Origin of the sequence: Streptomyces sp. NPDC018029 (assembly GCF_044327655.1) — a bacterium.
Lineage (GTDB): Bacteria > Actinomycetota > Actinomycetes > Streptomycetales > Streptomycetaceae > Streptomyces.
In genome coordinates, this window is sequence record NZ_JBIRFV010000015.1 from 81,921 (window position 1) to 102,266 (window position 20,346).

The window sequence follows — 20,346 nt, forward strand, 5'->3', positions numbered from 1 at the left end:
TCCTCAAGGCTGTTGCTGGTACGGCGGGCCGCGCGCTTACGCGAGGTCCCGCTTGGCGGCGATCTTCGACGAGAGACCGAAGATCTCGATGAAGCCCTGCGCCTTGGACTGGTCGAACGTGTCGCCCGAATCGTAGGTGGCGAGGTGGAAATCGTAGAGCGACTCGCTGGACCTGCGCCCGGTGACGACGGCGCGGCCGCCGTGCAGGGTCATCCGGATGTCGCCGGTCACGTACTGGTTCGCCTCTTCGATGAAGCCGTCGAGGGCCCGCTTGAGCGGCGAGAACCACAGGCCGTCGTAGACCAGTTCGCCCCAGCGCTGCTCGACCTGCCGCTTGTAGCGGGCCAGTTCGCGCTCGACGGTGACGTTCTCCAGCTCCTGGTGGGCGGTGATGAGCGCGAGGGCGCCCGGCGCCTCGTACACCTCGCGGGACTTGATGCCGACGAGGCGGTCCTCGACCATGTCGATCCGGCCGATGCCCTGGGCGCCCGCGCGCTCGTTGAGCCGCTGGATCGCCTGGAGGACGGTGACGGGCTCGCCGTCGACGGCGACCGGCACACCGGCCTCGAAGGAGATGACGACCTCGTCGGCCTCGCGCGGCTCGGCCGGATTCGCGGTGTATTCGTAGATGTCCTCGATCGGCGCGTTCCAGATGTCCTCCAGGAAGCCCGTCTCGACGGCCCGTCCGAAGACGTTCTGGTCGATGGAGTACGGCGACTTCTTGGACGTCGCGATCGGGAGCTGCTTCTCCTCGCAGAAGGCGATCGCCTTGTCCCGGGTCATCGCGTAGTCGCGGACGGGGGCGATGCACTTGAGGCCGGGGGCGAGGGCGACGATGCCGGCCTCGAAGCGCACCTGGTCGTTGCCCTTGCCGGTGCAGCCGTGGGCGACCGTGCCGGCGCCGTGCTTCTCGGCGGCGGCCACCAGGTGCTTGACGATCGTGGGCCGCGAGAGGGCGGAGACCAGCGGATAGCGGTCCATGTAGAGGGCGTTGGCCTTGATCGCCGGGAGGCAGTACTCCTCGGCGAACTCGTCCTTGGCGTCGGCGACCTCGGCCTCCACGGCACCGCAGGCGAGCGCGCGCTTGCGGATGACGTCCAGGTCCTCGCCGCCCTGGCCGACGTCGACGGCGACGGCGATGACCTCGGCCCCCGTCTCCTCGGCGATCCAGCCGATGGCGACGGACGTGTCAAGACCGCCCGAATAGGCGAGTACGACGCGCTCGGTCACGGGGCCCTCCTTGCGGTGCGTTCATGCGTTGTTATGCATGAGTATGCAGTGCTCCGTATGTTTCGTCAATCCGATGCGGCGAGGGCGAGTGAGAGCCTAGGGCGGAAATTTCGTTAGACAGACGAAGTACTTGTGGCCGATAATCCCCGCATGGGAAAGACTCACGAACGCATAGACGGCAGGCTGCGCACCTTCATCGAGGAGCAGCCGATGTTCTTCACGGCGACCGCTCCCCTTGCCGACGACGGCACGATCAACCTCTCCCCCAAGGGCCTCAAGGGCTCCTTCGCGGTCATCGACGAACTCACCGTCGCCTACCTGGACTTCGCGGGGAGCAACGCCGAAACCGTCGCGCACCTCAGGGAGAACGGCCGCATCACGCTCATGTGGTGCGCCTTTCAGGGACCGCCCAACATCGTGCGCGTGCACGGCAGGGGCGAGCCCGTCTTCCGTGACGACCCGCGCTTCCCCGACCTGCTCGGCCACTTCCCCGACATCGACCCCACTCCGCACGGTCTGCGCGCGATCATCGTCGTGAAGGCCGACCTGGTCCGCGACACCTGCGGCTACGCGGTGCCCTTCATGTCGTACGACGAGGATCGCGATCTGCACGCCAAGCGCTTCGCGCGCGAGGACGACGCCTCCCTCAGCGCGTACTTCACCAAGAAGGACTACATCGCGCAGAGCATCGACGGGCTGCCGGGGCTGCCGTTGCCCCTGCCGCCCAGCGTTGCCTGAGCCGAAGCTCGTGTAGCGACCACATATCGAGACGGGGTTGCACGCGCGTACGGCCGGGGCGTTGCATCGCGCCGTGCAGACCGAACAGACGAACACCGGCTCCACCGTCGGCGGGACGGGCACGGCCGACCGGGCCGCCCGCCGCGCCGTCACCGTCTTTCCCGTCCTCGTCCTGGCCGCGGGCGCGCTCGGCCTCGCCCTGCCGGACGCCTTCGAAGGCTGGGGAACGAACGTCCCGTACCTGCTGGGTGTGGTGATGTTCTGCATGGGGCTGACGATGACCCCGCTCGACTTCCAGGGCGTGGTGAAGCGCCCTTGGGCGGTCGCACTCGGCCTGATCGCCCACTACGTCATCATGCCGGGGCTCGGCTGGCTGATCGCCCACGCGCTCGGCCTGTCACCGCAGTTGGCGGCCGGCGTGATCCTGGTGGGATGCGCGCCGAGCGGCACGGCGTCGAACGTGGTGACCTACCTGGCGCGCGGCGACGTGGCGCTGTCCGTCTCCGTCGCCACCGTCTCGACCGTCCTCGCGCCGCTGATCACACCGCCGCTGACGCTGCTGCTCGCGGGCGAGTACCTGCCCGTCGACGCGGGTTCGATGGTGACGGACATCCTCAAGACGGTGCTGCTGCCCGTGCTCGCGGGGCTGGTCGTGCGGCTGCTCTTCGGGCGGTACGTCGACCGGGTCCTCGGCGCGCTGCCCTGGCTGTCGGCGCTGACCATCGCCGCCATCGTGGCGATCGTCGTCGCGGGCAGCGCCGCGGCCATCAAGTCGGCCGCCGTCCTGGTGTTCCTCGCGGTGTTCCTGCACAACGGCCTCGGTCTCGCGCTCGGTTACGGCGCGGGCAAACTGGCCCGGCTCGGGCCGCCCGCCTCGCGGGCGATGGCCTTCGAGGTCGGCATGCAGAACTCGGGCCTCGCAGCGTCCCTGGCCACGGCCCACTTCAGCCCGCTGGCGGCGCTGCCCGCGGCGGTGTTCTCCGTGTGGCACAACGTGTCGGGAGCGCTGGTGGCGGCGTGGATGGCGCGCCGCCCCCGCAGCTGAGCCGCGCGGCCGACCCCTCAGTGCTCGTTCGACGCCAGCCGCAGCAAGTGGTCCGCCAGCGCCTGGCCCCCCGCCGGCTCCCTGCTGATCAGCATCAGCGTGTCGTCGCCCGCGATCGTGCCGAGGATGTCGTGCAGTTCGGCCTGGTCGATGGCCGATGCCAGGAACTGGGCGGCGCCCGGTGGTGTGCGCAGGACGACGAGGTTGGCCGAGGCCTCCGCGGAGATCAGGAGTTCCGCGGAGAGGCGTCGCATCCGCTCCTCCTTGGCCGACTCGCCCAGCGGTGCGCGCGGGGTGCGGAAACCGCCCTCGCTCGGCACCGCGTAGATCAGGTCGCCCTCGGCGTTGCGGATCTTGACCGCGTTCAGTTCGTCCAGGTCCCGGGAGAGCGTCGCCTGGGTGACGCTCAGACCGTCGTCGGCGAGCAGCTTCGCCAGCTGGCTCTGGGAGCGCACCGGCTGCCGGTTGAGGATGTCCACGATCCGGCGGTGGCGTGCGGTGCGGGTCTGCGGCACGGCGGGACCCGCGTGGTCGCCGTGCTCGTTGCCTTGCGCCTGGCTCATCGTCGTCTCATTCTCCGGATCGTCCGTCCCCGTCGGCCTCGGCGGCCTTGTGCAGGATGCCGGGCAGTGCCTTCAGGAACGCCTCCACCTCGTCGTCGCGCACGTTCAGCGGCGGCATCAGCCGTACGACATCGGGGGCGGGCGCGTTCACGAGGAAGCCGGCGTCCTGAGCCGCCTGCTGCGCCCGCGGCGCGAGCGGCTCGGTGAGCACGATACCCAGCAGCAGGCCCGCACCCCTGACGTGCCGTACCAGCGGGTGCCCTTGTGACTCGATTCCGTCGCGCAGCTTTTCGCCCGCGCGCTTGGTGTTCTCCAGGAGGCCCTCCGCCTCGATGGTGTTCAGGACGGCGAGGCCCGCGGCGCACGCGACGGGGTTGCCGCCGAACGTCGTGCCGTGGTGACCGGGCTTGAAGAGTTCCGCGGCGGCGCCGAACGCGACGGTCGCGCCGAGCGGGAGCCCGCCGCCCAGACCCTTCGCGAGCGTGACGACATCCGGCTGTACGCCGTCGTGCGCCAGGTACTCGAACCACTGCCCGGTGCGGCCGATTCCGGTCTGCACCTCGTCGAGGACGAGGAGCGTGCCGGTGGCCTCGGTGATCTCCCGGGCCGCCTTGAGGTAGCCCGCGGGCGGCACGACGACGCCGTTCTCGCCCTGGATCGGCTCGATGACGACGAAGGCGGTGTCGGTGGTGACGGCCGCGCGCAGCGCCTCCACGTCGCCGTACGGGACGTGCGTGACGTCGCCGGGCAGCGGCAGGAACGGCTCCTGCTTGCCGGGCTGGCCGGTGAGGGCGAGCGCCCCCATGGTGCGGCCGTGGAAGCCGCCCTGGGTGGCGACCATGTGCGGGCGGCCGGTCAGCCGGCCGAGCTTGAACGCGCCTTCGTTGGCCTCGGCGCCGGAGTTGCAGAAGTACACCCGGCCCTCGCGCCCGAAGAGTCCGAGCAGCTTCTCGGCGAGCGCGACGGGCGGCTCGGCGACGAAGAGGTTCGAGACGTGGCCGAGGGCACCGATCTGGGTGCTCACGGCCTCGACGAGCGCCGGGTGGGCGTGGCCGAGGGCGTTGACCGCGATGCCGCCGACGAAGTCGAGGTACTCCTTGCCGTCGGCGTCCCACAGCTTGGTGCCCGCGCCGCGCACGAGGGGCAGCCGGGGCGTGCCGTAATTGTCCATCAGCGCGCCCTGCCAGCGCGCGGTCAGCTCCTGGTTGCTCATGACTCCCCCTTCGTGTCGGTGACGCTGTCGTCGGTGGTGGTGTCGTCGGTGGTGCTGTCGTCCTGGTCGGGCACGACCATTGTGCCGATGCCTTCGTCGGTGAAGATCTCCAGCAGGATCGAGTGCTGGACGCGGCCGTCGATGACGCGGGCCGTCTCGACGCCGTTGCGCACGGCGTGCAGACAGCCCTCCATCTTCGGGACCATGCCGCTGGCCAGCTCCGGCAGGAGCTTCTCCAGCTCCTTCGCGGTGAGACGGCTGATCACCTCGTCGCTGTTGGGCCAGTCCTCGTAGAGGCCCTCGACGTCGGTGAGGACCATCAGGGTCTCGGCATCAAGCGCCGCAGCGAGTGCCGAAGCCGCCGTATCAGCATTGACGTTGTAGACATGGTGATCGTCCTGGGAACGGGCGATCGAGGAGACGACCGGGATGCGGCCGTCGGCGAGCAGCGCCTCGATGGCGCCGGTGTCGATCTCGGTGATCTCGCCGACCCGGCCGATGTCGACCAGCTCGCCCTCGATGCGGGGCCGGTGCTTGGTGGCGGTGATGGTGTGGGCGTCCTCGCCGGTGAGGCCGACGGCGAGCGGGCCGTGCCGGTTGAGCAGCCCGACGAGCTCGCGCTGCACCTGTCCGGCGAGCACCATGCGTACGACGTCCATGGCGTCCTCGGTGGTGACGCGCAGGCCCGCCTTGAACTCGCTGATGATGCCGTGCCGGTCGAGGGCCTTGCTGATCTGCGGTCCGCCGCCGTGCACGACGACGGGCTTGAGGCCCGCATGGTGCAGGAAGACGACGTCCTGCGCGAAGGCGGCCTTCAGCTCCTCGTCGACCATGGCGTTGCCGCCGAACTTGATGACGACGGTCTTGCCGCGGTGCCGGGTCAGCCAGGGCAGCGCCTCGATGAGGATCTGGGCCTTGGGGAGCGCGGTGTGTTTGCGGGCGGTGGGCTGGCCGCCGGGGTCTTTGCTCATGAGGAGTACGCGCTGTTCTCGTGGACGTAGTCCGCGGTGAGGTCGTTGGTCCAGATCGTCGCGGTCTCGTCACCGGCCGCGAGGTCGGCGGTGATGACGACCTCGCGGTAGCGCATGTCGACGAGGTCGCGGTCCTCACCGACGGACCCGTTCTTGCAGACCCAGACGCCGTTGATGGCGACGTTCAGCTGATTCGGGTCGAAGGCGGCGGAGGTCGTGCCGATGGCGGAGAGCACCCGGCCCCAGTTGGGGTCCTCGCCGTGCAGGGCGCACTTGAGGAGGTTGTTGCGGGCGATGGAGCGGCCCACCTCGACGGCGTCGGCCTCGCTCGCGGCGTTCACGACGTCGACCCTGATGTCCTTGCTGGCGCCCTCCGCGTCGCCGATGAGCTGCCGTCCGAGGTCGGCGCAGACCTCGCGGACGGCCTCGGCGAACTCGGCGTACTCGGGGGTGACTTCGGCGGCGCCCGAGGCGAGCAGCAGCACCGTGTCGTTGGTCGACATGCAGCCGTCGGAGTCGACGCGGTCGAAGGTGAGCCGGGTGGCGTCGCGCAGGGCGCGGTCCAGGACGTCGGCTTCGAGGTCGGCGTCCGTGGTCAGGACGACGAGCATCGTGGCGAGGCCGGGGGCGAGCATGCCCGCGCCCTTGGCCATGCCGCCGACGGTCCAGCCGTCCTTGGTGACCACGGACGTCTTGTGCACGCTGTCGGTGGTCTTGATGGCGATGGCGGCCTTCTCGCCGCCGTGCGCGGAGAGCTCACCGGCGGCCTTCTCGACGCCCGGCAGCAGCTTGTCCATGGGGAGGGTCACGCCGATGAGCCCGGTCGAGGCGACGGCGACCTCACCGGCGTTCACGGACAGGACGTCGGCCACCTTCTCGGCGGTGGCGTGCGTGTCCTGGAAGCCCCGCGGACCCGTACAGGCGTTGGCACCGCCGGAGTTGAGGACGACGGCGGAGACGAGGCCGCCCTTGAGGACCTGCTCCGACCACAGGACCGGGGCGGCCTTGACGCGGTTGGAGGTGAAGACGCCCGCGGCGGCCAGGCGGGGCCCGGTGTTGACCACGAGGGCCAGGTCCGGGTTGCCGTTCTCCTTGATTCCGGCGGCGATGCCCGCGGCCGTGAATCCCTTGGCTGCCGTCACACTCACGGCGCTACTCCGATCGTAGTGAGCCCGGTGGTCTCGTCGAGGCCGAGGGCGATGTTCATGCTTTGGAGGGCGCCGCCCGCGGTGCCCTTGGTCAGGTTGTCGATGGCGCTGACGACGATCACGCGGCCGGCCGCCTCGTCGTACGCGACCTGGAGCTGCACCGCGTTCGACCCGTATACGGAGGCGGTGGCGGGCCACTGCCCCTCGGGGAGCAGCCGCACGAACGGCTCGTCGGCGAACGCCTTCGCGTACGTCTGTCGCACGGACTCGGCGGTGACGCCCGGCTTGGCCTTCGCGCTGCAGGTGGCGAGGATGCCGCGGGACATCGGGGCGAGGGTCGGCGTGAAGGAGACGCTGACGGGGACGCCCGCGGCGGAGCTCAGGTTCTGGATCATCTCGGGGGTGTGCCGGTGGCCGCCGCCCACCCCGTACGGGGACATGCTGCCCATGACCTCCGAGCCGAGGAGGTGCGGCTTGGCCGCCTTGCCCGCGCCGGAGGTGCCGGACGCCGCGACGATCACCGCTTCGGGCTCGACGAGGTCCGCGGCGTACGCGGGGAAGAGGGCGAGCGAGACGGCGGTGGGGTAGCAGCCGGGCACCGCGATGCGCTTGGTGCCCGCCAACGCGGCACGGGCGCCGGGCAGTTCGGGCAGGCCGTAGGGCCAGGTGCCGGCGTGCGGGCTGCCGTAGAATTTCTCCCAGTCCCCCGCGTCCCTCAACCGGAAGTCGGCCCCCATGTCCACGACGAGGACGTCCGGCCCGAGCTGCTCGGCGACGGCGGCGGACTCCCCGTGCGGCAGGGCGAGGAAGACCACATCATGCCCCGCGAGCACGTCCGCGGTGGTCGGCTCCAGGACGCGGTCGGCGAGCGGCGCGAGCTGCGGCTGCAGGCCGCCCAGCACCCGGCCCGCGTTCGAGTTGCCGGTGAGGGCGCCGATCTCCACGTCGGGGTGACCGAGCAGCAGACGCAGCAGCTCGCCGCCCGCGTACCCACTCGCCCCTGCCACTGCTGCGCGTACCCTCATGGAACCCTCCTCTTGGATGGCATGACTATACGTTCCGTCGCAGTTTTATGCAATGCCGGGTGAGTCCGCCCCTGCCGCCTCCGTCACTGTCTGGCCGGCTTGGGTACGTGCGTACAGGACCTGTCTGCCCGCGCGGTGGGCGCTGACCAGTCCGGCGTTGCGCAGGGCTGTGAGGTGCTGGGAGGTGCCGCCCGGGGTCAGGCCGGTGCGGCGGGCGAGTTCGGTGGTGGACGCGGGGGCGGTCAGCTCGGCCAGGATCAGCGCGCGGGAGCGGCCGAGCACCCCCGCCAGGGCGTCGGGGCCGGTCGCGGGCCGGGGGTGCCAGAGCGTGCCGACGGCGCGGGGCGGATAGCGCAGCGACGGTTGCCACGGTTCCTTGAGCACGGAGAAGACGCGCGGCCAGACGAAGGCGGAGGGCACCAGCAGCAGGCCCCGGCCGTCGAGCCGACGCGCTCCGCGCACGGTGCGGTGTTCCAGGTGCAGGGTGCCTTGAGCCCAGCTGACCTGCGGGTCGAGGTCGGTGAACAGGTGCTGCGCGCCGGCGGCGACCAGGCGGCCCGCGCGGTAGCGGATGTCGTCCTCCAGCAGGGTGAGGATGCGCGACCAGTACGGGGCCAGCGCCAGCTCCCAGTACGCCTCGATCACATCCGCCAGCCGTGCGAGTTCGGCGGCCGGATTGCCGCGCAGCGCCGCCAGCCGGGCCTGTGGCACCCCGGCCGTGGTGTGCAGCAGCGCCGGCGGCATGGCCCGCACCGTGGCCAGCTCGATTTCCAGCGACGGCAGCGGTGTCGTGGGCGGTGGGCAGATGAACCCCGGGACGAGGCCGGCCCAGGGCGAGCGCTCGGGCATCGGGACGAGGTCGAACAGCGGGCTCAGGTCGAGGCCGGCCGACGCGAGCCGCGGGCGTACCTGATCCGACCAGGTGCGGTGCAGCCCGTGTGTGTCGGCGCCCTTGAGCACCCGGACGCTTGCCACCACCTCCCACAGCGGGGAGATCGCGAAGCGGGTGCGGGCCACGTCTTCCATGGTGAATTCGATCTCGATCATTTAGCTCAGACTAAATCTCTGGGGAGAGCCGCGCGGGTCCCGCAGCGTACGCCGCATGACCGAAGCCCCTGATTCCCCGTGGCGCGTGGGCGCCTTCCGCACGCTCTTCGCCGCAAGCGCCCTCAGCCACCTCGGCAGCAATGTCGGCTATGTGGCGATACCGCTGCTCGCCGTCACCGCGCTCGACGCCGGCCCCGGCCAGGTCGGCGCGCTGGCCGCACTGTCCACCGCCGCCTTCCTGCTCATCGGACTGCCCGCGGGCGCGTGGGTGGACCGCCTGCCCGGGCGCCGCCTGCTGGTGGCCGCCGACGCCGTTCGCGCGGTGTTGCTCGCCTCGATCCCGGTCGCCTGGTGGCTGGGTGTGCTCTCGCTGCCGCAGCTGTACGCGGTGGTGCTGCTGACCGGCTGCGCCACCGTGTTCTTCGACGTCGGCTCGCAGAGCGTCCTGCCCGAACTGGTCGGCCGCGAGCGCCTGGTGCCGGCGAACGCCGCCATCGTCAGCCTGATGGCCGGTGCCAACATCGCCGGCCGCGGCGCCGGCGGCTTCATGGTCCAACTCCTCACGGCACCCCTGGCGATTCTCGGCGGCGCCCTCGCCTACCTCGCCTCCGCGTGCGGCCTGACCGGTATCGCCCGCCACGACACTCGCACCAAGCCCTCTACCGTCAGGCGCCGGCTACGAACCGAGATCAGCGAAGGACTGCGCCATGTCTTCGGCACCCGGGAGCTGCGGCCCCTGGCGCTCACTGCGGCCCTCGCCAACCTCGGCGCACAGATGATCAACGCCATGCTGCCGGTGCTTTTCACCCGCGAACTGCACTTGCCCGCCGGAGCACTCGGCCTGTACTGGGCAGCCGGCGGCCTGGGCATCCTGCTCGGTGCCCGCCTCGCCCGCCCGCTCGCCGCCCGCCTCGGCCACGGCCGCGCTCTGGCCCTGGCCGGGCTGTGGTGCGCACCTGCCGCACTGGCCGTCGCACTGGTCGACACCGGCCTGTGGCTGTGGGTGGCCGGCGCCGGGTGGCTGGTCGCCATGACCCAGACGGGCATCGACAATGTCCTCGGCGTCACCCTGCGCCAGCACCTGACTCCGGACCCGCTGCTCGGCCGCATGAACGCCACCTTCCGCTTCGTGCTCACCGGCGCCCTGGCCGTCGGCTCCGCCCTCGCCGGCCTCATCGGTGAGGCCGCGAACGTACGCATCGTCGTATGGGCAGGCGCGGTGTGCCTGGCCTGCGCCTTCCTGCCGGTCTTCTGCTCCCCCGTCCGCGCACTCCGAGAGCTGCCGGCAACACCGAGGCCGAGTTCGGGAGCCCGGAACTCTCCCGGTGGAGACGCACGTCACACCCGGCCGTGTCACAGGGCGCGGTGCTGTCTCGTCTCGGGGTTGCAGGTCACCGACGATCCGGAGGAACCCACCATGGACGCGCGACTGAACTACATGACCCAGCCCAAGGCCGGCAAGGCGATCAAGCACTTCCTCGCCGGTGTGCAGACGCTCCAGGATTCGACGCTGCCGGCGGCCACCCGGGAGCTGGTGGCGCTCCGGATCAGCCAGATCAACGGCTGCGCGGGCTGCACCGACATGCACACCAAGGACGCCGCCGCCGCGGGCGAGACCGCGGTGCGGCTGCACCTCGTGGCGACGTGGCGGGAGGCCACGGTCTACACCGAAGCCGAGCGCGCCGCGCTGGAGCTGGCGGAGGAGGGGACCCGGGTCGCCGACGCGGCCGGCGGGGTGAGCGACGAGGTGTGGGCGCGGGCCGCCGAGCACTTCGACGAGGAGGAGCTCACCGCCCTGGTGGTGTACATCTCCTTCATGAACATGGTGAACCGGCTGAACGTCATCAGCCGGCAGCCTGCGGGCGACTACGTGCCCGGGCAGGTCCACTGACGTCAAGACGGGGGGTCGGCGTGAGCAAGGTCGAGGAGTTCGAGGAGCTGCGGTCGCTGCTGTTCTCGATCGCCTACCGGATTCTCGGCAGTGTGGCCGAGGCGGAGGACGCGGTCCAGGAGACGTGGCTGCGCTTCGACGCCACGACGACCCTGCCCACGTCGACGAAGGCCTTTCTGTCGGCCGCGGTGACACGGATCTCGATCGACGTGCTGCGTTCCGCGCGGGTACGGCGCGAGCAGTACGTCGGCCCGTGGTTCCCCGAGCCGCTGCTGAACGATCCGTATCAGGATCCGGCGCGGTCGGTGGAGCTGGCCGAATCGGTGTCGGTGGCGGCGCTTCTGCTGCTGGAGCGCCTCAGCCCGCTGGAGCGGGCCGTGTTCGTGCTGCGGGAGGTGTTCGGCTTCGGGTTCGACGAGGTCGCCGCGGCCGTGGAACGGTCGGAGGCCGCGTGCCGGCAGTTGCTCGTGCGGGCCCGGCGGCACATGCAGGCGGGGCGGCCGCGCTTCCGGGCCGCTCGCGAGGAGCGGGAGGAACTGGCGTCGCGGTTCTTCGACGCCCTCAGCGAAGGGGACGTCACCGGCCTGCGGAAGCTGCTCGCCGCCGACGTGACGATGGTCGGCGACGGCGGCGGCAAGGGCCCGCAGCTGTCCAGGACCGTGGCCGGCACCGAGAAGGTCGCGCAGCTGCTCGCCGTCAGCTTCCCGGCGCTGATGTCGATCGGCGTGACGTTGGAGACGCGGGAGCTGAACGGCGGGCCCGGAGCAGTCTTCCGTGACCGGGACGGGAAGGTGCTCAACACGCTGGCGCTCGAAGTGGCCGACGGACGGATCCGCGCGATCCGCCTGATCATCAACCCCGACAAGCTCGGGCACCTGGGTCCCGTGGCGGACGTCTGGGCCGTCGACCGCGAGACGCGGCACGCCATGCGGGCCGTGAGGCGGCCGCTCTGATCCACCGCCCCAGCCGCCCGGTAGCCGTACGGTCCAGTCTCCGGGCTAGTCGTCGGCGCGGCCCGCGCGCTTCTCCGCCTGCTCCGCCTGCTTCTCCTTGATGCGTACCGTCTCCTTGCGCACCTCGGCCTGCACGGCGCGCTCCTGGCGCAGCCAGCTGGGCTGCTCCTCCTTCAGCGCGTCGATCTGCTCCGTGGTGAGCGCCTCGGTCACTCCGCCGCGCGCGAGGCCGGCGATGGAGACGCCGAGCTTGGCGGCGACCACGGGGCGGGGGTGCGGGCCGTTGCGCCGCAGTTCCTGGAGCCACTCGGGCGGGTCGGCCTGCAGCGCGTTCAGCTCGCTGCGCGAGACGACACCCTCCTGGAACTCGGCGGGCGTGGCCTGGAGGTACACACCCAGCTTCTTCGCCGCGGTCGCGGGCTTCATGGTCTGGGTGGTCTGGTGCGACGTCATGGGACCAGGGTATCGAGCATGTGCGCTACTCCTGACCACGCCGGGTAGCCTGGCGAGGTGACAGGCTCGGAAGTACCCCCGTCGTTCCGGCTCGCCTACGTTCCCGGAGTGACGCCCGCCAAATGGGTGCGCATCTGGCACGAGCGACTGCCCGACATCCCGCTGACCCTCCTCCCGGTGGCCGCCGCCGAGGCGCCCGACCTGCTGCGCGCGGGCGGCGCCGACGCCGGTTTCGTACGGCTCCCCATCGATCGCACGGACCTCAGCGCGATCCCCCTCTACACAGAGACGACGGTCGTCGTGGTCCCCAAGGACCACGTCGTGGCGGCGGTCGAGGAGGTGTCCCCCGAAGATCTCGCCGACGAGGTCGTGTTCCACCCGCTCGACGAGACCCTGGAGTGGGAGACCCGGCCCGGCCTGCCCGCGTACGAGCGTCCGGCGACGACCTCGGACGCCGTGGACCTGGTCGCGGCGGGCGTGGGCCTCCTCGTCGTACCGCAGTCGCTGGCCCGTCTGCACCACCGCAAGGACCTCACCTACCGCACGGTGACGGGCGCCCCCGAGTCGCGCGTCGCCCTGTCGTGGCCGGAGGCGGAGACCACGCCCGACCTCGTCGAGGACTTCATCGGGATCGTCCGGGGCCGTACGGTCAACAGCTCCCGGGGCCGTACGCAGGCCCCCGAGCAGCCCAAGGCCAAGGCCAAGCCGAGGACTCCGGCCAAGCCCTCCGCCAAGAAGGCCGCACAGGCCAAGCGGGGCGGTGCGGCCCGGCCCAAGCCCGCCAAGCGCGGCAAGCCCCGGCGCCGCTCGTAGCTTCACGCAGGAGGGGCCTCCCGCCACGTGGCGGGAGGCCCCTCCTTCACTTACTGCGTGCAATTGCCGCGTGCGAGCGTCAGCCCAGGGTCGACAGCGCCTGGTTGAGCGTCGCGGACGGGCGCATGACCGCGGAGGCCTTGGCCGCGTCGGGCTGGTAGTAGCCGCCGATGTCGGCCGGGGAGCCCTGCACCGCGATGAGCTCGTCGACGATGGTCTGCTCCTGCTCGGCCAGCGTCTTGGCCAGCGCCGCGAACGCCTCGGCGAGCTGCGCGTCCTCGGTCTGCTTGGCCAGCTCCTGCGCCCAGTACAGGGCGAGGTAGAAGTGGCTGCCGCGGTTGTCGATGCCACCGAGGCGACGGCTCGGCGACTTGTCGTTCTCCAGGAACGTGGCGGTGGCACGGTCCAGGGTGTCGGCGAGGATCTGCGCGCGGGCGTTGCCCGTGGTGGTGGCGAGGTGCTCGAAGCTCACCGCGAGGGCGAGGAACTCACCGAGGCTGTCCCAGCGCAGGTAGTTCTCCTTGACCAGCTGCTGGACGTGCTTCGGGGCGGAGCCGCCGGCGCCCGTCTCGAAGAGGCCGCCGCCGTTCATCAGCGGGACGACCGACAGCATCTTGGCGCTGGTGCCCAGCTCCAGGATCGGGAACAGGTCGGTGAGGTAGTCGCGCAGGACGTTGCCGGTGACGGAGATGGTGTCCTCACCGCGGCGGATGCGCTCCAGGGAGAACGCGGTGGCCTCGACCGGGGACATGATGCGGATGTCCAGGCCCTCGGTGTCGTGGTCGGCGAGGTACTGCCGCACCTTGCCGATGAGCACGGCGTCGTGGGCGCGGGTCTCGTCCAGCCAGAAGACGGCGGGGGTACCGGTGGCGCGGGCGCGGGTGACGGCGAGCTTCACCCAGTCCTGGACCGGGGCGTCCTTGGTCTGGCACATGCGGAAGATGTCGCCGGCGGCGACGGTCTGCTCCAGGACGACGTTGCCCGCGGTGTCGACGACGCGCACGGTGCCCGTGGTCGGGACCTCGAAGGTCTTGTCGTGGCTGCCGTACTCCTCGGCCTTCTGCGCCATCAGGCCGACGTTCGGGACGGAGCCCATCGTGGCCGGGTCGAAGGCGCCGTTGGCGCGGCAGTCGTCGATGACGACCTGGTAGATGCCCGCGTAGCTGCTGTCGGGAAGGACCGCGAGGGTGTCGTGCTCCTCGCCGTCCGGGCCCCACATGTGGCCGGAGGTGCGGATCATGGCCGGCATGGAGGCGTCGACGATGACGTCGCTGGGAACGTGCAGGTTGGTGATGCCCTTGTCGGAGTCGACCATGGCGAGCTCGGGGCCCTCGGCCAGCTCGGCCTCGAAGGACGCCTTGATCTTGTCGCCCTCGGGCAGCGACTCCAGGCCCTTGAAGATGCCGCCCAGGCCGTCGTTCGGCGTCAGGCCGGCGGCGGCGAGGGTCTCGCCGTGCGCGGCGAAGGTCTTCGGGAAGAAGGCGCGGACCACGTGGCCGAAGACGATCGGGTCGGAGACCTTCATCATCGTGGCCTTGAGGTGCACGGAGAAGAGCACGCCCTGCGACTTGGCGCGGGCGACCTGCTGCTTCAGGAACTCGCGGAGCGCCGCGACGCGCATCACGGAGGCGTCGACGACCTCGCCCGCGAGGACCGGTACGGACTCGCGCAGGACGGTGGTGGAGCCGTCGTCGCCGACGAGCTCGATGCGCAGCGAACCGGCCTCGGTGATGACCGCGGACTTCTCGGTCGAGCGGAAGTCGTTCTCGCCCATGGTGGCGACGTTCGTCTTCGAGTCGGCCGTCCAGGCACCCATGCGGTGCGGGTGGGCCTTGGCGTAGTTCTTGACCGACGCGGGGGCGCGGCGGTCGGAGTTGCCCTCGCGCAGGACCGGGTTGACGGCGCTGCCCTTGACCTTGTCGTAGCGGGCGCGGATGTCGCGCTCCTCGTCGGTCTTCGGGTCGTCCGGGTAGTCCGGGAGCGCGTAGCCCTGGCCCTGCAGCTCGGCGATCGCGGCCTTCAGCTGCGGGATCGAGGCCGAGATGTTGGGCAGCTTGATGATGTTCGCGCCGGGCGTCTTGGCCAGCTCGCCGAGCTCGGCGAGGGCGTCGGAGATGCGCTGGCTCTCCTCGAGACGCTCCGGGAAGCTCGCGATGATGCGCCCCGCGAGCGAGATGTCGCGGGTCTCCACGCCGACACCGGCCGTCGAGGCGTAGGCCTGGACCACCGGCAAGAACGAATGGGTCGCCAGGGCCGGGGCCTCGTCAGTGTGGGTGTAGATGATGGTCGAGTCAGTCACCGGGTGCTCCGCTCCGCGTCTGCAACATTGCTCGACATCAAGATATCTCCTACCTCCCCCCTGAAGGACAGGGCCTAGGGGCCCGATCTGCGTAGACACCGTCTACATCCAGACGGCCGTTCGGTAGACAGTGTCTACCGATACGTAGTAGACACTGTCTATGGCCGAACAGACTGAGCAGGACACTGGGCTGCGGGCCCGGCTGGTCGACGTGGGCGTCGAGCTGGTGGCGACGCGAGGCGTACAGGCACTGTCGCTGCGGGAGATCGCGCGCGGGGCGGGGGTCTCGCACGGTGCGCCCCGGCGGTACTTCCCCACGCATGTGTCGCTGCTGTCCGCGATCGCGCGGCGGGGCTTCGAGGAACTGGCGGCCGATGCGGCGCGGGCCCTGACGGACGGGGCAGACCAGGACGCGCGGACACGGCTGAAGGCGCTGAGCCGCGCCTACCTCGGGTTCGCCGCCGCCCACCGCGGGATGTTCGAGCTGATGTTCCGCCACGACCTGCTGGAGAGCAATCAGCTCGGCCTGCGCGAGACCAGCCTGCCCCTCTTCGAAACGCTGGCCGGACTCGTCGCCGAGGCCCGCCCCGCCACCGGCGCGGGTGCACGGGTCGTCGCGGGCGCGCTCTGGGCGAATCTGCACGGCATCGCCCAGCTGTGGGGTTGGGGCAGCCTGCGCCTCGCCACGGGCGCCGAGGACGTGGAGGCGCTGCTCGACGCGGCGCTGGAGGCACATCTCGGACCGGAGGAGGCGTGACGGCCGCCACGGAGACGCAGGCGGGGGCAGCCGCGACGCCCGCACCGTCGGCGGGTCGGCGGCACCTCACCCTCGCCTGCAGCGTCGTCGGCGCGATGGTCGTCGCGCTGGACGGCACCGCGCTGACGGTCGTCCAGCCCGCACTGCAACGCGACCTCGACGCCTCGTTCGCACAGGTCCAGTGGACGAGCACCGGTTATCTGATCGCCGTGGCGAGCCTGCTCGTCTTCGCCGGGCGGCTCGGCGACCGGTACGGACACCGGCGGGTCTTCGCCGTCGGGACACTCGGCTTCGCCGCCGCGTCGGCGGGGGTCGGCCTCGCGTCCGGCGTCGGCTGGGTGATCGCGCTGCGCGTCGCCCAGGGGGTCTTCGGGGCGTTGCTGCAGCCCGCGACGCTCGGCATGCTGCGGGCCGCGTTCCCTGCGGACCGGCTCGGGATGCCGATCGCGCTGAGGACGAGCGCGATCGGCCTCTCGGCGGCGGCCGGTCCCGTGCTGGGCGGCGCGCTCGCCACGGAGCTGGGCTGGCGCTCCGTGTTCTTCCTCAGCGTGGTGCCCGCGCTCCTGATCGGCGTACTGGCGCTGGTGGTACGCGTCCCGACGGTGCGGGACGGGGGCGGCGCTCCCGCACCCGGGCTCGACCTGCCGGGTGCCGGGCTCCTCGCGGTGGCGCTGGCCTGTCTCGTGCACACTCTGGTCGCCGTGCCGGATCAGGGCTGGACGGCGGCGACGGCGGCGGGGCTCCTGGCGGCGGTCGTCGCGGGCGGCGCGTTCGTCCGGCACGAACGGCGTGCGGCGAGCCCCCTGGTGCCGCCCCGCCTGCTCGGTGCCGCCGCGGTCGGCCCCGCGCTCGGCATTCTCGTCGCGGCGTCCGCGGCGATGTTCGGTGCGCTCTTCGTCGGGACGTACTTCCTCCAGGACGTGCTGGGGCTCGACCCGCTGCACAGTGCGCTGAGGGCGCTGCCGCTCGCGGTGATGATGGTGGTGGGCGCGCCGCTCGCCGCCGTGCTGCTACGACGGCAGGGGCCGCGGCGGACGGTCACGGCGGCGATGGCGGTGCTCGCCCTCGGCGTACTGGCCCTGTCCCGGCTGGACGGATCGTCGGGGCCGCTCGCGACCGGCGTCGCGTTCGCGCTCGTGGGGGCCGGGTTCGGCACGGTGATGGTGGCAGCGACGGCCGTCGTCGTACGCCATGCCCCGGTGGCCGACGCCGGGGTGGCCGGCGGCCTCCAGCAGACGGCGATGAACGTGGGCCCCACCGTGGGCATCGCCGCGGCGACCACCCTGATGACGGCCCTCACCTCCCCCACGGACCGCCCGCAGGGGCATGACCCCCACTGGCCCCACGACGCGTCCCTCTCCGCGATGACCCCGACGCTGACGGTCCTGGCGGCGGTGGCGGCACTCGGCGCACTGGCGGCGACACGGCTGCCGGGTGCTACGAACCGTCCCCGCGCCGCAACGCCGAGTCGACCATCCGGAGCGTCGCGCGCGCCTGTGCCTCGTTCGCCCGGGCGTCGTCGAGACGCAGGGTGAAGGCCGCGCTGGTCACGGCCGTGGCGCCGTCCGGGGTCACGCCGCACTCGCTGACGCAGCCGAGGCTGGTCCCGCCGTGGAACCAGATGCCGTCCGCGCGCCCGGCGACGGGACGCCAGGCGATGCCCAGGCCGTAGCGGACCCCGTCGGCCGGGATCCAGTCCCGCACCGGCACGGTCCTCTTCATCGCCGCGAGCTGCGCCGGGCGCAGCAGCCGCCCGCCGAGCAGGGCGCGCAGGAAGACGCCGTGGTCGTGGGTGGTGGAGATGAGGCAGCCGTCCGCTCCCCCGCCGAAGCCGAGGGTGGTCTCCGTGGGGCGGGTCTCGTGCGGGAAGTACGTGTAGCCGGTGGCCGTCGGGTGCGGCACGTACGGAGAGGTGCCGGGTGTGAAGGTGTGGCGCAGGCCGAGCGGTTCGACGATCCGCTCGTGGACCTCCTGGGCCCAGGGGTGTCCGGTGACCGCCTCGACGACCAGCCCGGCGACGACGTAGTTGGTGTTGGAGTACGACCAGCGCCGCTCCCCGGCCGGGTCGTCGGCGTCGGGCAGCCACTGCGGTGGCGTGCTCAGGGCCGCCGTCAGCTGCTCCTTCGGCGACTGGGAACGGAAGCGGTTGCGCCGGTAGGCGTCCGGGGTGAAGTCGCCGCTGTCCGCGGTGATGTAGTCGTTGAGTCCGCTGGTCTGCCGCAGCAGGTTGGTAACGGTGATCCGGCGGCCGTCGTTGCCGTGGCCGCGGATCGTGCCGGGCAGCCACCGCTCGACGGTGTCGGTGAGCCTCAGCCGCCCTTCGCCGACGAGCTGGAGGACGACGGTCGCGGTGAACGTCTTGGTGTCGCTGCCGATGCGGTAGTACGCGTCCTCGGGTACAGGGCCTTTCCCGCCGAGGTCGGCGACGCCCGCGCGGGCGGTGGTGCGGCCGTGCGCGCTCTGCACCTCGGCGACGACACCGGTCGCGCCGGTCGCGTGGATCGCGTCGACGCCACGCTGGAGGGTGCTCCTGCGCGAGGCGGGCGCGGGGGGCGCGGAGGGCGCGGAGGGCGCGGCGTCGGCGGCCGTTCCGGACGCTCCCGTGAGCAGTGCCGCCGCGGTGGCCGCGAGTCCGGTGCGCCTGCTGATCTCCGTCATCGGGTCCTCTCCGCCTTCCGGTCGGTCTTCGTGCAGGTGATGTCCGTGGCGGGCAGTTCGCCGTCGCGCAGGTAGGTGTTGACGGCGTCGTCGGCGCACGGGACGGGGGTGAGGCCGTCGGTGCCGCGCCCGTAGACGCCGTGCGAGCGGATGTCGGCCGTCACGAGGCGGGATCCGGTGAGCTTCTCGTGCAGGGCGAGAGCCCCTTCGTACGGGACGTTGTTGTCGTGGCGGGCCTGCAGCAGCAGGGCGGGCACGTCGTTGCCGATCTTCGTGCCGGGTTCGCGGGGCTCGCTCCCCCAGAACGCGCACGGGGCGATCATTCCGTTGACGTACGGCCCGAAGACCGGCTGGGTGGCGCGGCTGCGCTGCATGTTCTTCCAGTACGTCGCCGGGTTCTCGGGCCAGCCGCCCGCGGGCCAGCCCCCGTCGCCGCACATGAAGATCGCGCCGCCCACCATGCTGTCCGCAAGGCCGGGCGAGGAGAGGAGTTCCAGGAGCCCGCCGAGCGCGGGGCCCGGCTCGACCTCCTCGCCCGCAGCGGCCTTCTTCAAGTCGGCTACGACGGCCTCCAGTTGGGGGTCGTACTCCTCGTGCTGGACGAGCTGCTTGAAGATCATCCGCAGGAGCGGCGCGGTCAGGCGCAGCCCCTTGACTGCGATGGGGCGCCGCTCGGCCCGGCCCAGCAACTTCCGTACGTCCGCGCGCACTTGGCCCCCCAGTGCGGCTTCCGCGGGAGCCCCCGACCGCTGGAACAGTTCGTACTGCGTGGCCGCCGGGTCGGTCGAGGAGTCCAGGACGATCCGGTCGGCCCGGCGCGGGAACAGCTGGGTGTAGACGGCGCCCAGGTCGGCGCCGTACGAGATGCCGTAGTACGACAGCGTGGGCTCGCCGAGCGCCGCCCGGACGGCGTCCATGTCGCGGGCGACGTTCCTGGTCGAGGCGTGCGGGAGCAGTTCGGCGTTGTCGCCGTGCTCCTGGCAGCGGCGCGCGGTGTCGCGTGCGGACCGCACCGAGTCCTCGAAGTCGCGGCGCGGGGTCGTGGTCTCGGGGGGCGGGGCGGGCCGCGGGGCCTCGCCGCAGGTGATCGGGGTGCTCTCGCCGAGGAAGCGGGGGTCGAAGCCGATCAGGTCGTAGCGGTCCGCCACGTCCTTCAGCGCGGGCCGCAGTGCGAGGGTGCTGGCGAGGCCCGTGCCGCCCGGTCCGCCCGGGTTGGAGAGCAGGATGCCGCGTCGCTCACCCGGCGCCTTCGCCTTGACGCGCGAGATGGCGATCTTGATGGTGCGGCCGCCGGGATCGGCGTGGTCCAGCGGCACGGTCACCTTCGCGCACTGCGCGCCCGCCTCGTTCAGCTCCTTCTGGTCCGCCGGGCAGCGGCCCCAACTGAGCGTCGGGCGCGGCTTCTTCGGGCCCCCGTCCCCGGGCGGGGCCGCGGCGGCCACTCCGCTCGCGAGTAACCCGACGAGTCCCAGACCCGCGGTGACTGCTGACGCGACGCGCATCGTGCTCCTTGGATGTGGTTCGGAAGGGGCGACCTGGTTC

Annotated in this window: 18 protein-coding genes and 1 pseudogene; 8 read left to right on the forward strand and 11 right to left on the reverse strand. The window is 71.6% G+C overall.

The genetic code is table 11. The features are described 5' to 3' along the window. Positions 1-36 precede the first annotated feature (36 nt). Positions 37-1,230, reverse strand: coding sequence for an argininosuccinate synthase (locus ACH4D5_RS35195; RefSeq protein ID WP_398311014.1), 1,194 nt, complete (start codon positions 1,228-1,230; stop codon positions 37-39). Between the two features lie 150 nt (positions 1,231-1,380). Between ACH4D5_RS35195 and ACH4D5_RS35200 the strand changes: the two genes are divergently transcribed. Beyond that, entirely contained in the window at positions 1,381-1,968 is a 588-nt protein-coding gene (locus tag ACH4D5_RS35200) for a pyridoxamine 5'-phosphate oxidase family protein (protein ID WP_398311017.1), read from the forward strand. A 73-nt stretch (positions 1,969-2,041) separates the two neighbouring features. Then, the gene (locus ACH4D5_RS35205; RefSeq protein WP_398311020.1) at positions 2,042-3,013 is read left to right on the forward strand and encodes a bile acid:sodium symporter family protein; all 972 of its coding nucleotides are present in this window, start codon (positions 2,042-2,044) and stop codon (positions 3,011-3,013) included. A 17-nt stretch (positions 3,014-3,030) separates the two neighbouring features. On the opposite strand, the gene ACH4D5_RS35210 is transcribed toward ACH4D5_RS35205, so the two are convergent. The 6 genes from ACH4D5_RS35210 to ACH4D5_RS35235 are packed head-to-tail and all read right to left on the reverse strand — an operon-like array spanning position 3,031 to position 8,980. Then, positions 3,031-3,576: an arginine repressor gene (locus ACH4D5_RS35210; RefSeq protein WP_398311023.1), complete on the reverse strand. Its 546-nt coding sequence runs from the start codon at positions 3,574-3,576 to the stop codon at positions 3,031-3,033. A gap of 7 nt (positions 3,577-3,583) precedes the next feature. After that, positions 3,584-4,789, reverse strand: coding sequence for an acetylornithine transaminase (locus ACH4D5_RS35215; protein ID WP_398311026.1), 1,206 nt, complete (start codon positions 4,787-4,789; stop codon positions 3,584-3,586). Beyond that, positions 4,786-5,760, reverse strand: a complete 975-nt coding sequence (gene argB / locus ACH4D5_RS35220; RefSeq protein ID WP_398311029.1) for an acetylglutamate kinase — start codon at positions 5,758-5,760, stop codon at positions 4,786-4,788. Before argB ends, ACH4D5_RS35215 begins: the two co-directional genes overlap by 4 nt. Continuing rightward, complete coding sequence (gene argJ, locus ACH4D5_RS35225) at positions 5,757-6,908, reverse strand: bifunctional glutamate N-acetyltransferase/amino-acid acetyltransferase ArgJ (RefSeq protein ID WP_398311032.1); 1,152 nt, start codon at positions 6,906-6,908, stop codon at positions 5,757-5,759. Before argJ ends, argB begins: the two co-directional genes overlap by 4 nt. After that, a complete protein-coding gene (argC, locus tag ACH4D5_RS35230) occupies positions 6,905-7,933 on the reverse strand; it encodes an N-acetyl-gamma-glutamyl-phosphate reductase (protein WP_398311035.1) in 1,029 nt (342 codons plus the stop codon). Before argC ends, argJ begins: the two co-directional genes overlap by 4 nt. 45 nt (positions 7,934-7,978) lie before the next feature. Further along, complete coding sequence (locus tag ACH4D5_RS35235) at positions 7,979-8,980, reverse strand: DUF5937 family protein (protein ID WP_398311038.1); 1,002 nt, start codon at positions 8,978-8,980, stop codon at positions 7,979-7,981. 55 nt (positions 8,981-9,035) lie between these two features. Here ACH4D5_RS35235 and ACH4D5_RS35240 point away from each other — a divergent pair. The 3 genes and pseudogenes from ACH4D5_RS35240 to ACH4D5_RS35250 all read left to right on the forward strand — a co-directional run. Further along, positions 9,036-10,274, forward strand: a pseudogene (locus ACH4D5_RS35240) (MFS transporter); the annotation flags it as partial. 123 nt (positions 10,275-10,397) lie between these two features. Next, positions 10,398-10,871, forward strand: a complete 474-nt coding sequence (locus ACH4D5_RS35245; protein ID WP_398311278.1) for a carboxymuconolactone decarboxylase family protein — start codon at positions 10,398-10,400, stop codon at positions 10,869-10,871. 20 nt (positions 10,872-10,891) lie between these two features. After that, the gene (locus tag ACH4D5_RS35250) at positions 10,892-11,824 is read left to right on the forward strand and encodes an RNA polymerase sigma-70 factor (protein ID WP_398311041.1); all 933 of its coding nucleotides are present in this window, start codon (positions 10,892-10,894) and stop codon (positions 11,822-11,824) included. A 45-nt stretch (positions 11,825-11,869) separates the two neighbouring features. Here ACH4D5_RS35250 and ACH4D5_RS35255 read toward each other — a convergent pair whose 3' ends face one another. Then, positions 11,870-12,277 (reverse strand): DUF5997 family protein, encoded by a 408-nt coding sequence (locus ACH4D5_RS35255; protein WP_398311044.1) that lies wholly within the window; start codon positions 12,275-12,277, stop codon positions 11,870-11,872. A gap of 57 nt (positions 12,278-12,334) precedes the next feature. On the opposite strand from ACH4D5_RS35255, the gene ACH4D5_RS35260 reads away from it, so the two are divergent. After that, on the forward strand, positions 12,335-13,090 hold the full coding sequence (locus ACH4D5_RS35260) for a LysR substrate-binding domain-containing protein (protein ID WP_398311047.1): 756 nt from the start codon (positions 12,335-12,337) through the stop codon (positions 13,088-13,090). 79 nt (positions 13,091-13,169) lie between these two features. On the opposite strand, the gene ACH4D5_RS35265 is transcribed toward ACH4D5_RS35260, so the two are convergent. Further along, on the reverse strand, positions 13,170-15,389 hold the full coding sequence (locus ACH4D5_RS35265) for an NADP-dependent isocitrate dehydrogenase (protein WP_398311050.1): 2,220 nt from the start codon (positions 15,387-15,389) through the stop codon (positions 13,170-13,172). Between the two features lie 160 nt (positions 15,390-15,549). On the opposite strand from ACH4D5_RS35265, the gene ACH4D5_RS35270 reads away from it, so the two are divergent. Both ACH4D5_RS35270 and ACH4D5_RS35275 read left to right on the forward strand, forming a co-directional pair. Then, entirely contained in the window at positions 15,550-16,146 is a 597-nt protein-coding gene (locus tag ACH4D5_RS35270) for a TetR/AcrR family transcriptional regulator (protein WP_398311053.1), read from the forward strand. A 95-nt stretch (positions 16,147-16,241) separates the two neighbouring features. Further along, positions 16,242-17,681 carry an MFS transporter gene (locus tag ACH4D5_RS35275; RefSeq protein ID WP_398311281.1) on the forward strand — a complete coding sequence of 480 codons (1,440 nt, stop codon included), beginning with the start codon at positions 16,242-16,244 and terminating at the stop codon, positions 17,679-17,681. Here the strand turns inward: ACH4D5_RS35275 and ACH4D5_RS35280 are convergent. Both ACH4D5_RS35280 and ACH4D5_RS35285 read right to left on the reverse strand, forming a co-directional pair. After that, complete coding sequence (locus ACH4D5_RS35280; RefSeq protein WP_398311056.1) at positions 17,584-18,804, reverse strand: serine hydrolase domain-containing protein; 1,221 nt, start codon at positions 18,802-18,804, stop codon at positions 17,584-17,586. The two genes, ACH4D5_RS35275 and ACH4D5_RS35280, sit on opposite strands and share 98 nt — an antisense overlap. Next, the gene (locus ACH4D5_RS35285) at positions 18,801-20,306 is read right to left on the reverse strand and encodes an alpha/beta hydrolase (protein WP_398311059.1); all 1,506 of its coding nucleotides are present in this window, start codon (positions 20,304-20,306) and stop codon (positions 18,801-18,803) included. The genes ACH4D5_RS35280 and ACH4D5_RS35285 overlap by 4 nt, the downstream gene beginning before the upstream one ends. Between the last annotated feature and the right edge of the window lie 40 nt (positions 20,307-20,346).